Annotated in this window: 19 protein-coding genes; 11 read left to right on the top strand and 8 right to left on the bottom strand. The window is 46.3% G+C overall.

The window, feature by feature from the left end:
- The first annotated feature begins 99 nt into the window (after positions 1 to 99).
- Complete coding sequence (locus tag ACDJ58_RS00215; protein ID WP_413374553.1) at positions 100 to 771, top strand: phosphatase PAP2 family protein; 672 nt, start codon at positions 100 to 102, stop codon at positions 769 to 771.
- 146 nt (positions 772 to 917) lie between these two features.
- Here the strand turns inward: ACDJ58_RS00215 and ACDJ58_RS00210 are convergent, their stop codons facing one another.
- The gene (locus tag ACDJ58_RS00210; RefSeq protein ID WP_413374551.1) at positions 918 to 1,697 is read right to left on the bottom strand and encodes a helix-turn-helix domain-containing protein; all 780 of its coding nucleotides are present in this window, start codon (positions 1,695 to 1,697) and stop codon (positions 918 to 920) included.
- Between the two features lie 112 nt (positions 1,698 to 1,809).
- On the opposite strand from ACDJ58_RS00210, the gene pyk reads away from it, so the two are divergent.
- The gene (pyk, locus tag ACDJ58_RS00205; RefSeq protein WP_076292255.1) at positions 1,810 to 3,225 is read left to right on the top strand and encodes a pyruvate kinase; all 1,416 of its coding nucleotides are present in this window, start codon (positions 1,810 to 1,812) and stop codon (positions 3,223 to 3,225) included.
- 193 nt (positions 3,226 to 3,418) lie between these two features.
- Here the strand turns inward: pyk and ACDJ58_RS00200 are convergent, their stop codons facing one another.
- Positions 3,419 to 3,868: an SRPBCC family protein gene (locus ACDJ58_RS00200; protein ID WP_053779077.1), complete on the bottom strand. Its 450-nt coding sequence runs from the start codon at positions 3,866 to 3,868 to the stop codon at positions 3,419 to 3,421.
- Between the two features lie 250 nt (positions 3,869 to 4,118).
- On the opposite strand from ACDJ58_RS00200, the gene ACDJ58_RS00195 reads away from it, so the two are divergent.
- Genes ACDJ58_RS00195 through ACDJ58_RS00180 form a run of 4 tightly spaced genes read left to right on the top strand, consistent with a single transcriptional unit; the run spans position 4,119 to position 6,232 of the window.
- Positions 4,119 to 4,856 (top strand): WecB/TagA/CpsF family glycosyltransferase, encoded by a 738-nt coding sequence (locus ACDJ58_RS00195; RefSeq protein WP_413374548.1) that lies wholly within the window; start codon positions 4,119 to 4,121, stop codon positions 4,854 to 4,856.
- Positions 4,857 to 4,880: 24 nt separating this feature from the next.
- A complete protein-coding gene (locus tag ACDJ58_RS00190) occupies positions 4,881 to 5,426 on the top strand; it encodes an AAA family ATPase (protein WP_413374546.1) in 546 nt (181 codons plus the stop codon).
- The gene (locus ACDJ58_RS00185; RefSeq protein ID WP_413374544.1) at positions 5,423 to 6,067 is read left to right on the top strand and encodes a DUF6597 domain-containing transcriptional factor; all 645 of its coding nucleotides are present in this window, start codon (positions 5,423 to 5,425) and stop codon (positions 6,065 to 6,067) included. Before ACDJ58_RS00190 ends, ACDJ58_RS00185 begins: the two co-directional genes overlap by 4 nt.
- Before the next feature lie 9 nt (positions 6,068 to 6,076).
- Positions 6,077 to 6,232, top strand: a complete 156-nt coding sequence (locus tag ACDJ58_RS00180) for a helix-turn-helix domain-containing protein (RefSeq protein WP_413379396.1) — start codon at positions 6,077 to 6,079, stop codon at positions 6,230 to 6,232.
- A gap of 64 nt (positions 6,233 to 6,296) precedes the next feature.
- On the opposite strand, the gene ACDJ58_RS00175 is transcribed toward ACDJ58_RS00180, so the two are convergent.
- Positions 6,297 to 6,629 (bottom strand): MOSC domain-containing protein, encoded by a 333-nt coding sequence (locus ACDJ58_RS00175; protein WP_413374542.1) that lies wholly within the window; start codon positions 6,627 to 6,629, stop codon positions 6,297 to 6,299.
- A 261-nt stretch (positions 6,630 to 6,890) separates the two neighbouring features.
- On the opposite strand from ACDJ58_RS00175, the gene ACDJ58_RS00170 reads away from it, so the two are divergent.
- On the top strand, positions 6,891 to 7,247 hold the full coding sequence (locus ACDJ58_RS00170) for a DUF1304 domain-containing protein (RefSeq protein WP_413374540.1): 357 nt from the start codon (positions 6,891 to 6,893) through the stop codon (positions 7,245 to 7,247).
- A 119-nt stretch (positions 7,248 to 7,366) separates the two neighbouring features.
- Positions 7,367 to 8,167 (top strand): DUF4261 domain-containing protein, encoded by an 801-nt coding sequence (locus ACDJ58_RS00165; RefSeq protein ID WP_413374538.1) that lies wholly within the window; start codon positions 7,367 to 7,369, stop codon positions 8,165 to 8,167.
- A gap of 136 nt (positions 8,168 to 8,303) precedes the next feature.
- On the opposite strand, the gene ACDJ58_RS00160 is transcribed toward ACDJ58_RS00165, so the two are convergent.
- Both ACDJ58_RS00160 and ACDJ58_RS00155 read right to left on the bottom strand, forming a co-directional pair.
- Positions 8,304 to 8,798 carry an N-acetyltransferase family protein gene (locus ACDJ58_RS00160; RefSeq protein ID WP_413374536.1) on the bottom strand — a complete coding sequence of 165 codons (495 nt, stop codon included), beginning with the start codon at positions 8,796 to 8,798 and terminating at the stop codon, positions 8,304 to 8,306.
- Positions 8,795 to 9,304, bottom strand: a complete 510-nt coding sequence (locus tag ACDJ58_RS00155; RefSeq protein ID WP_413374534.1) for a hypothetical protein — start codon at positions 9,302 to 9,304, stop codon at positions 8,795 to 8,797. Before ACDJ58_RS00155 ends, ACDJ58_RS00160 begins: the two co-directional genes overlap by 4 nt.
- Positions 9,305 to 9,450: 146 nt before the next feature.
- Here ACDJ58_RS00155 and ACDJ58_RS00150 point away from each other — a divergent pair, with 146 nt between their 5' ends.
- The 3 genes from ACDJ58_RS00150 to ACDJ58_RS00140 all read left to right on the top strand — a co-directional run bounded on the left by ACDJ58_RS00150 (position 9,451) and on the right by ACDJ58_RS00140 (position 10,506).
- Entirely contained in the window at positions 9,451 to 9,621 is a 171-nt protein-coding gene (locus ACDJ58_RS00150; protein ID WP_413374532.1) for a hypothetical protein, read from the top strand.
- Positions 9,622 to 10,110, top strand: a complete 489-nt coding sequence (locus tag ACDJ58_RS00145; protein WP_413374530.1) for a HAMP domain-containing protein — start codon at positions 9,622 to 9,624, stop codon at positions 10,108 to 10,110.
- Positions 10,111 to 10,296: 186 nt separating this feature from the next.
- Complete coding sequence (locus tag ACDJ58_RS00140; RefSeq protein WP_413374528.1) at positions 10,297 to 10,506, top strand: hypothetical protein; 210 nt, start codon at positions 10,297 to 10,299, stop codon at positions 10,504 to 10,506.
- A gap of 99 nt (positions 10,507 to 10,605) precedes the next feature.
- On the opposite strand, the gene ACDJ58_RS00135 is transcribed toward ACDJ58_RS00140, so the two are convergent.
- The 3 genes from ACDJ58_RS00135 to iolG all read right to left on the bottom strand — a co-directional run bounded on the left by ACDJ58_RS00135 (position 10,606) and on the right by iolG (position 13,667).
- Positions 10,606 to 11,619, bottom strand: a complete 1,014-nt coding sequence (locus ACDJ58_RS00135; RefSeq protein WP_413374526.1) for a LacI family DNA-binding transcriptional regulator — start codon at positions 11,617 to 11,619, stop codon at positions 10,606 to 10,608.
- A gap of 103 nt (positions 11,620 to 11,722) precedes the next feature.
- The gene (iolB, locus tag ACDJ58_RS00130; protein WP_413374524.1) at positions 11,723 to 12,532 is read right to left on the bottom strand and encodes a 5-deoxy-glucuronate isomerase; all 810 of its coding nucleotides are present in this window, start codon (positions 12,530 to 12,532) and stop codon (positions 11,723 to 11,725) included.
- Between the two features lie 82 nt (positions 12,533 to 12,614).
- The gene (gene iolG, locus ACDJ58_RS00125; protein ID WP_413374522.1) at positions 12,615 to 13,667 is read right to left on the bottom strand and encodes an inositol 2-dehydrogenase; all 1,053 of its coding nucleotides are present in this window, start codon (positions 13,665 to 13,667) and stop codon (positions 12,615 to 12,617) included.
- Between the last annotated feature and the right edge of the window lie 19 nt (positions 13,668 to 13,686).

The following is a 13,686-nucleotide window of genomic DNA, read 5'->3' as shown; positions in this document are numbered from 1 at the left end:
ATAGTAGTAATAGAATGAATCGCTGCAGGGGTACGACACTTTTGCAACGTCATATATATGGAGAGTTAAAATGAAGAAGAACGAAATCAGGGGGATACTATGAAAGCATTATTTTTGCGCTGGGGACATTTGCTGGCAATCTTATGTATACCGCTTCAAGGTTCCATTTATGTTTTGTTGGGTAGTAACACCGGAAGTGATGTCTTCTACAATTATGCCTGGATTGATACACAGATTCCTTTTATCAAAGAATTTATTTATCCTTATGTCAGTTGGATGCCGATTCTGTATCTTGGATTTCTTTATTTGGGTCTAACGAACAAATCACTATTCTGGCGTATGATAATTACCTATAACGTAGGAGTAATCGCAGCCAATATCGTTTTTGCGGTCTTCCCTACTTACGTGCCGCGGCCGGAAGCTATCGGAACAGGCCTAAGCAGCGCGCTCGTACAATTTATCTACACCAATGATGCTCCATTTAACTGTTTTCCAAGCATCCACTGTCTCACAAGTTATCTGCTCTTCATTATCATCAATCGCCATTTAAACTTTAAACCACTGGCGCGGATCTCCTGGTCGATATGGCTGTGGCTGATCATTGCTTCGACGGTGTTTGTGAAGCAGCATTCGTTGCTGGATGTAGCAGGCGGCATTCTATTCGCGGAAGCAGCGTATTGGGCTGTGCATGTATTTGCGGTTCGCGCAGGTCTGGCAAACAAAAAAACAAAGCAGCCAATCACGGCTACAAATACAAGCAGCAACGCTTAGTATATGATTTATATTGCAAAGGCAGGATTAATTCGACTGTCATGAGACCAAAAAGAGGGCCGAGGCCCTCTTTTTTTTTTTGCGTGATTTATGTTGATACTTAAATGTAAGAACTTTTCAAGACGAGACCATGACAACCTTGTCTTTCATACAATAGGTGGACGTTCATGGAGCAAATCAGATGGAGGAGTTCCCATTAAACGCTTGAATATCCGGTAAAAATAAGACAGATCACGGTAACCGAGAAATTCTGCAATTTCCTGAATGGAGAGCTGTGACTCGGTAAGCAAATACACCGCCCTTTTCATCCGTTGATCATGAACATATTGGCTGATCGTCTGATTCGTCATGCTTTTAAATAACGCGGCGGCGTAATTCGGGGTTTTACCGATCTCGTCCCCGAGCTCTTCTTTCGTAACTTTCTCCCGGTAATGCCGCGCAATGTATCGCTTCATCCGCTCCGCATGAACATGTCTCTCCGGCGGAATAACACCACGGTCCAGTTCCCTATTTATATAAATAAGCACTTCCATCAATAAGGCTTGGCTCATCATGACATAATAAGACGGACGTTCCTGCCATTGTTGTTGGATGGCTTTCATGCGTTCATGAATCAGTTCATAACATCCGGGCTTATGTCGCAAGGCCTCACTCCGTTCCAGCGCGGGCAAACCTTGCCCATGATCCCCCTGTAATTGAACAACAATTTGCGTGTGGGTTACGGTAGGAATGCTTTTGCCGTAATACGGAATGCCAGCGGGGATTAACAGGAGCTCCCCCTTTTCCATGATCTGCTTCTCTCCGTTCACCCAATATACACATTTTCCATAAGTAACCAAGCTTAACCGCCAAGTTGCCTTTGACTGCACCGCTTCTTCGTACCAACCGACACCATTAATGTGTCGTACTTCTAATGGAGTGACCATAACACACCTCATTATTGGACTATATTCTAATCATTGTACTATAGTTCATACCTTGATTCGACAGAAAACGCTACAATACACATATAAGCAAACATATGAGGAGGAAAATAGCATGTTGAAAACAAAAATTATTTGTACTATGGGACCTGCTTGTGACTCAATCGAATTGTTAAAAGTAATGATTCAGGAAGGGATGACTGTTGCCCGTCTGAACATGGCTCACGGAGAGCTGGAAGATCACGTGGCACGGATTAACAATATCCGCAAAGCGGCTTCCGAATTGAATACGTACGTACCGATTATGATGGATATCAAGGGACCGGAAGTTCGTATTGGCAAACTGAAAGAAGCATCCTGCCATCTGCAAGCGGGTAAGGAGCTTATCCTGACTACCGAAGAAATTCTTGGTGACGCTGAGCGTATCTCAGTAAACTATCCAGAATTGAACCTCGTTGTAAAACCTGGAGATCGCATTCTCATCGATGATGGTTTGGTGGATCTGACTGTACTGTCCGTGGAAGGTTCAGATATTCACTGTAAAATCATCAGCGGCGGCATTCTGAAACCACGTAAAGGGGTTAACTTGCCAGGAATCAAAACGACTTTGCCAGGTGTTACGGAACGTGACGTTATGCACATCGGATTCGGGATCGAAAACGGTATCGAAATCATCGCTGCTTCCTTTGTTCGTAAAGGCGACGACATTCGTGAAATTCGCAGCATCCTGAAAGAACGCGGTGTAGATCATGTACAAATTATCTCCAAAATCGAAAACCAGGAAGGTATGACCAACCTGGACGATATCATTGAAGCATCTGACGGTATCATGGTAGCTCGTGGAGATCTCGGGGTTGAAGTACCGATTGAAGACGTACCTATGATGCAAAAAGAAATGATCGATAAATGTAACCGTGCGGGTAAACCGGTTATCGTAGCAACACACATGCTGGAATCCATGCAAGTGAATCCGCGCCCAACTCGTTCCGAAGTTAGTGACGTAGCTAACGCTGTTCTTCAAGGCGCAGACGTTGTTATGTTGTCTGGTGAATCGGCAGCAGGTAAATATCCGGTACAATCCGTTCGCACTATGGCTGCTGTTGCTCGCCGTGCTGAAACGATGATTGATTACAAAGAACAATTCAACCAAAAATCCGCTCAACAAGTAGCTGATATTACCGAAGTTATCAGTCAGGGAGCAGTTAGTTCTTCCCTCGTCCTGAATGCCAAAGCGATCATCACTTCTACCGAGAGTGGATTTACGGCGCGTATGATCTCCAAATATCGTCCGAAAGCACCGATCATCGCGGTTACACAGCATGAAGAAGTACTTGCGAAAATCTGCCTGCTCTCCGGTGTCATTCCGGTTATGGGCGACAAAGTAACAACAACCGATGAAATGTTCGAGTCAGCTACTCGCAATGCAATCAAAACCGGTTATATCGAAAAAGGGGACATCATCGTATTGTCTGCTGGCGTACCTATCGGTCAATCCGGTAACACCAACTTGATCAAAGTTCAACAAGTATAATTCAACAGATAGAATTGCATATATCGTTGAAAATACAAAAATCCACCGAGAGCAGAAATGCGTCTCGGTGGATTTTCTTATGCAATTCATTTTATCATTCAACAATCGATTAAGAAAAAACGCTTTATCAGCGCTTTTTTCATATTGCTATGATGTTATATTTATATATTCTCTCGGTTCGTTATCGGAACCTTTACCAGCCAAAATTCAGCGTTTTGCCCGTCTCTACCCATGTCTTGATACTGCTCAATATCATCCACCAGTTACTCTGTGCGTTCGCAAAGGATGGATGGTTGTCCGTAAATTGGTCATTGATCAATGTTAACTTCGTACATTCCCCTACCGTCTCCAGTTGGAACACTACTCTGGATTGAAGCTCAGCGTGATTGGCGTGATAGGAAGGTCCGGGATGTTCAAGGTAACTTAATAGGGATAAAGGTTCGAATTCCAGAATATCGCCGTACACATGAACCGTCTCTGCACCATCATTCCCAGGTCCTACATAGGCGAACGGCTGACCCGGTTGGAAATTGGAACGAAGTTCACTGCCAAAAAAGCTGCTCCGTGTACCGTCCGGCGAGATCAGGGCATTCCACACATCTTCCTGTCCAGCATTAATATAGAACTCATATTTCAATTCCATGAACTCACTCCCTTTATGTGTTGTATTGAAGGAACTGACACTTGCTTGCAACACTATCCTACCGTTATACCCCAAACGGCGTATTGTAAAAACGCGACAACAGCGAAAATAAACGATTTAAGATACCATGAAACTTGATAATCCGCACTTTTCGTCCGGTATATTTTTATGTTTTCATGCTAAAATGGAATGAAATAACAGGAATTATACGTTGGAGAAGGATAGTTAGCATCCAGAAAGGAACCGAAATATGAACCAAACAACAAAAATTATGGGAATCCCTTTTCCCAATATAACTATGGATCAGACGGTTACAATTCTTGGTGATGTAATCTATCAGAGACAATCTGAACTGTTCCATGTCATTACAGGCAATCCGGAAATCGTCATGTCCTGCCAGAAGGATCAGACACTTCGTTCGGTGGTGGATCAGGCAGGCATTGTGACCGCTGATGGCGCGGGCATAGTTATGGTATCCCGCTTTCGGGGTGGACAATTGACTGAACGGGTAACAGGTTGTGACCTGCTTTTTCGTTTGTTGGAGGAAGCCAACCGGAAGAATTGGTCCTTTTATATGCTCGGGGCAGAAGAAACTGTCAGTAAGCGGGCTGTGGAGGTTATTGCGCAAAACTATCCGGGAGTCATTGTTCGTGGCAGACAACATGGATTTTTCACAACGGACGAGGAGCAAAGCATTGTAGAAGAGATTCACGAGGCACAACCTGATTTTCTTATCGTGGCCTTAGGAGCACCTAATGCTGAACACTGGATCAATAAATATCGCCACCAACTCAATGCTCGTGTAGCCATCGGAGTCGGGGGTAGCCTGGATATTCTGGCCGGCAAAACCAAACGAGCACCTGCGATATGGCAGAAGCTTAATTTGGAATGGCTTTATCGACTGCTCAGCCAGCCTTCCAGATGGCGCAGACAACTTATTTTGCCACGTTTCGCTGTCCGTGCATTGCTGTTCAGGGAGCAAAGGTAAATAACAAAGGGGACTGGTTACGGAATGGTCGGTGAAGAATCCAAGATCAAATTCAGGCCAAACAAAATACATATTATCGGCTCAGTCGGCAGCGGCAAGTCTACACTGGCCCGCCATTTATCCACGAGGCTAGACCTTCCTTATTATGAGCTCGACAACATTGTGTGGCACCGTGTACCTCAAGGACAGGATATTCGCAATAGCCCAGAGACGCGGGACACACTCCTGCAAAAAGCTGTGCATTCCAATCAGTGGATTATTGAAGGTGTACACTATGAATGGGTGGCAAGAAGTTTCGAGCAGGCTGATCTTATCGTCTATTTGAATACCCCCGTGTGGAAAAGGAATGTGCGCATTCTCAAACGTTTCACAGTACAGAAGCTCGGGCTGGAACAAGGAAATTATAGACAGACTTTTACCATGCTTTGGCGGATGTATAAATGGAGCTATCAACATGACCGTAAGGAAAAAGCGCTAATCATGGCGTTTTTGCAGCCTCACCAACATAAATTGTGCATTGTTCGAAACGTAGCAGAATTGACGAGATACTTGGAGGAATCGGCAAAATGAAACATGCAGATCATGCTGTCAGACCCAGTATGGGTCTTCTGAATCTGGATGAGGGCGACAACAGATATTGCCTGACACGGTATGCCCCTTCCGAAGCATTGAGTTCTTTGGTCAAGCATTTCTGGATCGTCTCCTGGGATCTTACCGGGCATGATCCTTATCCTCAGCATGTGGTTCCGAATCCCTGTGTCAATCTGGTGGTAGAGCGTGGAAACACCTTTTTCTTCGGTCCATCTGGACAGAAGTTCTCCTATCTCGTCCGTGGAAAAGGAAGCGTGTTTGGGGTGAAGTTTAAGCCTGGCGGCTTCTATCCATTCATTCGCACTCCCGTTTCCACATTGTATGGGAACCCCTTGAATGTCTCTGGTGTGCTTGATGTTGATGCTCCACTGCTCGAAGAACGGTTGCTCGGGGACGGAAGTGATGCGGACAAAGTCAGTTATATGGATCAGCTTCTCTGTAAACACCTCCCTCCTCCTGATGATCAAGCCATTCTGGTTAGCCAGATTGTGCTGTATATTGAGCAACATCGGGATATGTTGAGAGTCGATGATTTATCTGCCTCCTGGAATATGCACACAAGAAAGCTCCAGCGCCTTTTCAATCAGTATGTGGGCATCAGCCCCAAAATGGTGATCTAACTCTACCGCCTGCAAAATGCTGCTGAGCTGATGGAGCGGGGTATGGATTGCGATCTGGTTAGGCTGTCCCAGGACCTTGGATATCACGATCAGTCTCATTTTATCAAAGACTTCAAGTCCATTATCGGAAGCACACCTGAAGATTACGTCCATTCCAGAAGATAAACTGAGATTAACTACAGTCGAAACAAAAGGACTAGACTGCAATGTAAGAACCTGTCCTGAAGCCTCAGGACAGGTGAATAATTTCGATGGCATCTCCGGTACGGATTACGCCTTCACTCTCGACTGAGCAGACGATTCCGCGTTTTTTGCGGGCGGCTGGCACGAACTTTTTGCGCAAACCATCCTGTTCGTAGACTTGCTCAATGATTTTCCCGGGGTGTACACAAGGCAGATTCTCCCCTTCGCAGATAAGCCCGGTTCCATCCGGGAACAGAAGTCGTGTCCCGAAAGGAAGCTCTGTCAACTTTTCAACTCCACGGACCAACAGGTTGGCACCGAGCCACTCCAAACGTTGATGGATCATCCGCCAGCAGGAAGAATTGAACGGTTCCCACACCCACGCTAATCCCTCTTCTCCATGAGTAAGTTCTCTTCTTTATTGTTCATTATTACCCAATGAATGGATTTTCGACAATCAGCGTATGTTTATCTATATGTTTAATCCGCGGTGTCATTATAAACGAGAATCATTGATCTATTAATATTTCACACAATTATTTTGTGTAAAATTAATTTTATACTTTCAGTTCGGATTGCAAACATTTATACTGAGTAGGACAAGTAAATAAATGACATATAAGAAAGTCGGGTGTTTCTTTTGATTAGTATCATTTTCGTGGCTATTGTAGCCATTGAGCACTTCTACATCATGGTGATGGAGATGTTCCTGTGGACCCGTCCACGCACGATGAAAACGTTCGGTCTTACCCCTGAACTAGCCGAATCTACCAAGTCCTTGGCAGCCAATCAAGGTCTGTACAATGGATTTTTGGCCGCAGGTTTGATCTGGGGACTCGTTTATCCGGATGCATCCGTCGGACAGCACATTCAGATCTTCTTCCTGGCATGTGTCATTATCGCCGCAATCTACGGAGGCGTAACCGCTACTCGGTCCATCATCATCAAACAAGGGTTGCCTGCGATCATTGCATTACTTCTGGTTCTTTTCCTCTGATCGCCTGTTGACCATTACCATGCCGAGATTCATTAAAAGCTCCAATGTGGTAAGGTATGGTTATAAAGGCATCGGATTATGCCTGATCACTGTGATTGGTCTGGAAAGGAGAACGTTTCATGGGACTGTTTGACAAGCTGCGACGCCGCAAAAAGGAAAACGCGACCGCAAGTGGAGCCGTACATACTGCTCCATATAGCGAAACTATCGTTGGATTTGTTTTGCTGGAGCACGAAGATTGTAATTTTGATCACTTCATTAACACTATGAAAAACGAGTGGAATATTGAGATTGAGGAACGTCCGGAGGAAGGCAATCTTTTTTTCGAAGTGGATGGAATGCAAGTGGTGTGTGCACATATTAATGCTCCTATTCCTGACCACGAAGTAGAGGAAAATGCCAAATTAAATGTGCTGTGGCAGGACGCGGTGCAAGTCACTTCAAGACATCAATCTCAGATTATTGTTTCTGTACTTAATGCAACTGACGCCATTCAGGCACATATTCTGTTCACCCAAACAGCGAGTGCTTTGCTCCAGCTTGACCATGCGCTGGCTATATATATGGCGCCACTTGTGGTGGAAGCAGGCCAGTACGTGGACATCAGTCGTTCAATCAAGGATGATGAGCTGCCCGTCTCCCTCTGGATTTTCATCGGACTATTTCAAAGTCCTGAAGGCGCATCGGCCTACACTTATGGGTTACGCAACTTCGGGAAAGAGGAGATGGAAATCACTCAATCCGCTAAGCCGTTAAGTGAAGTATTTGAAATGATGTATATGACTGCGACTTATGTTGTCGAAAACGATGTAACGTTGCATGACGGCGAGACGCTTGGCTTCTCTGCAGAACAAAAGCTGCCCATCAACCGTCCGGAAGGAATAGCTACGGAAGGTAACAGCTTGAAGATTGATTTTTAAACATCGTTAAAGCATAAAGGAAATACGGTGCGAGGAGCTTGCAGTCATATCTTAAGGCGCTTCCCAGAATATGAGGGAACGCCTTTTTGTATTATCAAACTCTTCATATGAATACGTTCATCATGTTGCGATAAGGTCAAGGGTTAATCACACACACCATCGTTACAGATGTGCCACACATGCCTTGTTCGACGAATCCGAAACGCCGATAAAGCCGAATTGCTTCGTTATCCGGGTCAACACTGAGTGAAACGGCGTCAATACCCCGCTTTCGAGCCTCTTCTAACGCCTCCTGAATGAGACGGGTGCCTATTCCTTTGCCACGCGCTGTCTCAACCACAGCCATTCCCATCTCGGGTGTATCCGCATTTACATAACCATATCCCGCATTCTGATCATTAAAAAACCGCAACGTCAACGAGCCCATACGCTTTCCCTGAGAATCCACGGCGATAAATCCGAAATCTCCCTCTCTCCCCCAGCCTTCAACGTACTTGGACATGCCGGGGCTATGGATGATCTCAGGTTCAAAAGGCTCTTCGCCCTCCCGCTTAAATAGGGATGCATACAACATCTCCCAAAGAAAAGGGATATCCCGCTCCTCAATCGGACGCAATTGATACTCCGTCATTCCTTCTCCTCCTTCAAATTTGTAAAGAGCTGTTCCATTTCATTTAGATTAAAATCATTGGTTATTTCATAATTTTCAAGCTTGTCTCTCGTTTTGTATCCGCTATAGATAGAGACGGCATGTTGGTTATAAAACGTAATTCCAAAGCCTTCTGTAAATCGATCTTCTTTCTTTGTCCTAAGCTGCCAGTCATAGTAATATGGGTTCCCCTCGAATCGCTCGGAGATATCTGTATGCTTTAGCCTTCTTAATTCGATATCCTTCGCTAACTTCAACATATTTCTAATCTCTTGGGGACCTTTAATAATCACTTCTTCTTCATCATATGGATCGGTGGTCGTTATTTTTCTGATAACTAGAATATCCAGTGTGTCCAGCATACTCATATGATCCGTGACTTCGGCTCGAAAGGTGGTGTGTTGTCTCGAAATGTACATTGGTATCGCAATAGCTGCAATCACGATTACAACAACCACACCAAGAATCGTTTTGGTTCTTTTTTTCATTGAGATCTCCTCTCGTGATTGGGTGAATCAGGAAATTACAGATTCCATTATAAGTATACCACCTCATCCAATCATGAAGCTGGGGAGTAACAAAGAGAGTCTATCAGATCTTTACTTTGGTTCAGAACAAGACGGTCATTTCATGAATGGTTCGGGCTCACCCTGACGAGAAACAGGTGAATACCTCGGCCTCTGAAAATGCGGAATTAAAACTACTGCTGGCCGATATGCAGGCAAACCCGTCAGAAGAGAAAAATTTTAACTACAATGGTGAGAATTATCTGCTGTTCTACAATCCAATCCCCAGCACGGGCTGAGTGGTAGGTTCAGTTATATCCTTAGCCTATTCAGAATACTATGAACTACGAAATAACTACATTCTGATTATCGCTGTTACGCTAATCTTTGTTATGGCAGCAGCATACTGGATTGCAACACTATTCATCAAACCACTGAAAAGCTTGGGCGCAACTTCCAGACTGATGTCGAGTGATGACTTTACCGGTCGGGTGCAGATCAAAGGTAAAGATGAGTTCGCAGAGTTAGGTGCGGCATTCAATCAGATGTCCGCTCAACTCAGTCTGCTGCTGAAACGAGTCGCCTCCTCCGCTAACCGGGTGCAAAGCATCTCGGTGAGATGGAAGAGCATACCGACAATACCAAACGTATTACCGATCAGATCTCCATCGCAAGAGATGAGTAATAGTGTTGGCGGCATTAACCGCAATGTTGAACAATCGGTAACGATGATCGAGAAGCAGGGGAAGCCATGCTTGCCGGATTGCAAGCCGTGGATCATCAGGTGAAACTTCGGACCCGGCACAGGATATCATTGTCCTGCTGGATGAGATTCAGGCGGCAAGTCGTCAAAGAGTGAGTGAAGTTACTTCGGCTGAGCAAGGTATTGGCAGCAGGTAGCTGCTGTGCATGAGATGCGCAAGTCGTTTACCTGAATCAAACAATCCATTGACGGCATCGACAGCCAGCTTCAGTTGGTTTCCTCTGCTACGACCGAGTTAGATGACAGCTCTGGTAAGATTGTGGAAGTGATCTCCAGTGTTGCAGCCATGTCGGAGCAGAGCGCAGCTTCCACAGAAGAAGTTGCTTCTTCCACGCAGGAACAGTTCAATTACATTACAAGCATCTCGGAACGTTCCAATGAGCTGGCGCAGCATGCCCCAATACGCTGTACGAGGAAGTGAAGAAGTTCAAGATTTAACTCTAATAAGCCGCGTTTACCCTTAGGGGCACGCGGCTTGTTTTGTATGACGACGTATATGTTTGTGGACAGGGCTGTGTTCTCAAGATTGATTTGATACATTCCCTGTTGAGTCTCTAATGACCAATTCAGGCTTCAGGACAATTTTCCGCGGTGAATTTCCTTCATCTTTTAGCTCATCAATTAATAAATCAACGGCACGACGCCCCAGATCCTCAATAGGTTGGGCAACCGTCGTTAGAGGAGGGTTGGTTACCGAAGCTAGAATCGTATTATCGAATCCGATGATTGATACATCTTCAGGCACACGCAGGCCTAGTTCTTTGGCAGCTTGAAGCGCACCAATTGCCTGCATGTCGTTGCAGCAGAAGATGCCTGTGGCTCGATTTTTTTTAGTGAGCAGCACGAGCGCCTCTTTTTTGGCTGAACCCAGATCGGCAGATGACTCTCTCACCTGATCGGCTTCAAGAGAAAAACCCTCCTTCTCCAATGCTTCACGAAATCCGCGTACGCGTTCCTGACTGCTGCTGACTTTGAACGATTCGGACAGCACCGCTACGTGAGTATGACCCAATTCAAGCAGATGCTGTGCTGCCAAGGCGCCGCCAAGCCTGTCATCGATCGCAACGGTATGTACCGACAACGACGGCATATGACGGGCAATCAGAGCAACAGGTATCGACTGTTGCAGGAGTGGAGACAGAATCTCGGCATTATCGATACCTGTTCCGATCATCATGCCGTCGACCCTTTTTTGCTGAAGCAGATTCAAATACCGCTCTACCCGCTCGTCCTTATTGTCTGTGCTGCAAATCACGACGCTATAACCCAACTGCCGACTGCGATCCTCTACCGCTCTGGCCAGCTCGGCAAAATACGGATTGGAGATATCGGGCACGAGCAGCCCGAGCGTGTATGTCTGCTTACCCGTAAGTGCGGCAGCAATAGCGCTCGGCTGGTAGTGAAGACGCTCCATGATCTCCATAATCTCGGCACGCCGCTTCTCGCTAATTTTACCTTTGCCGTTAATGACCTGTGAGACGGTTGCAATGGATACCCCCGCCTCGCGTGCTATATCATATATGGTTGCTTTCATTGTTTTTTCCCCATTTGTGCTATATATAAATTCCCTTATATATAGGTAATCGTATCTTCTCATTATGCAGGGGGAAGTCCGCATACGCAACTTGAAGCCGATACTACTTTTTATTCATCAGCCAATCATGGTCTGGGTCGTTATGAAACTTCCAGGTCCGGGTTGGTCCTGCCATCACATTCAGATAGTAGACCTCGTATCCCGGAGGAGCACCTACCGGATGGTATCCACACGGAACAAGCACGACTTCACCGTTGTTCACTGCAAGCGTCTCATCCACAGCGCGATCATCTGTGTAGATACGTTGAATGGCAAACCCCTGCTCTGGCTGTACTCGGAAATAATACGTCTCTTCCAGCAAGGATTCGTCAGGTAGGGCGTCCCGATCATGTTTATGCGGAGGATAGCTCGACCAATGTCCATCTGGCGTGAACACCTCAACGACGAGCAGACTGTCTGCTTCTTTTTGTTCGGGCAAAATGTTGTGAATCTGTCGTTCCAGGTTGCCGTAACCACGCGTCTCAACACCTACATCTTCCGGGGCAATCAGACGAGCAGGATACGTACCTTTACCTGGTGCCGCACATATGGCAATCTCCAATGCGGTAAGAGCCGTGAACTCCACTCGATCTGAACTGGATACGTAAATCGAATACGGAGGAATCTTCTCGAAGACGCTCATTCTTTTCCCGATATTCTCCCACGTGTATTCACGAGTACTTACATTCGCCAAGCCGCTGAGAAGCACAATACAGAGCTCCTGATCCCCGCTCTCACGAGTTAGAGTCTGTCCCTCCGCAAGCTGTACCACCTGAAACCCAACATATTCCCATCCCGCAGACTCTGGTGTGACCGTCAACAACGTTCCGTCTGCTTTCGGATTCAACACAGGTTTTACTACGCGTTCTGACATGCTTCCTTCCACTCCTTCCGGTATTTATCCTTAATCCTGATGGCTGTCTATTAGATGAAATGAACTTGTTATGAAAATGGCTCTACGGGGCAACCGTCTGCGATTCCACCGATATCCCCGGGACTTCACGCAGCTTCACAGGTCTGCCTTGTTCCATGGACATGCGCGCGGCGAGTGCGATGCGTTCTGCCTGGACTGCATCATTCCCGTTCACGATGACAGATGTATCGTTCCGAATCGCGTCGATGAAAAGAGCTGTCTCCTGCACGTACGCTTCGTTGTATCGCTCCAGGAAAAAGTGCAGCGGCTTGTCGCGCATCAATCCGTTTGCTGTACTAATTTCTGCCGTATTCGGATGATCGTTCGCAGCTGCGGCGCTGCCTAATGAGCCAAACACTTCAACTCGCTGATCGTATCCATATACCGCTTGGCGGCTGTTATCAATGACACCAATTGCTCCATTTTCAAAACTCATCGTCACAATGGCCGTATCCACATCGCCGTGTTCCGCAAAAACAGGATGAATCAGCACATTGCCCTGGGCATAGACTTCCTCCACCTCACTCCCGGACAGATACCGGGCCATGTCGAAATCATGGATCATCATATCCATGAAGATCCCTCCAGACACCCGGATATACTCCGCTGGCGGCGGACTCGGGTCACGAGAAGTGATTTTGATAATATGCGGATCACCAATCGTTCCCTCCTGCACATGTGCACGTACCCGTTTGAAGTTATGGTCGAAGCGACGATTGAATCCGATTTGCAGCTTTACCCCAGCCTTCTGCACGGCTGCAACAGCTGCCTGAGTCTGATGAAGATCCATACTGACCGGTTTCTCGCAAAAAATGTGTTTGCCCGCCTGGGCTGCCTGTTCAATCAGTGGTACATGCGTATCTGTTGAGGAACAGATCAGCACTGCATCCACATTTGGCATGGCGATCAGCTGGCTGCTATCTGTCGTTACCACCGGAATGCCGCGGCTGGAAGCCCACTCCTCCAGCTCGGGTCCTGCAAACAAATCACTGATGCCAACAATCTCGGCATGCGGGTTGCGCAGGAGATTGTCCGCATGAATTTTACCAATACGACCAGCGCCGATGATGCCAATTCTTACTTTATCCTTGCCCATTCCGTTATCCTCCCTGTAT

The sequence above is a fragment of the Paenibacillus taichungensis genome (assembly GCF_047302525.1).
GTDB lineage: Bacteria > Bacillota > Bacilli > Paenibacillales > Paenibacillaceae > Paenibacillus > Paenibacillus taichungensis_B.
This window is presented reverse-complemented; position numbering and strand designations above follow the sequence as displayed.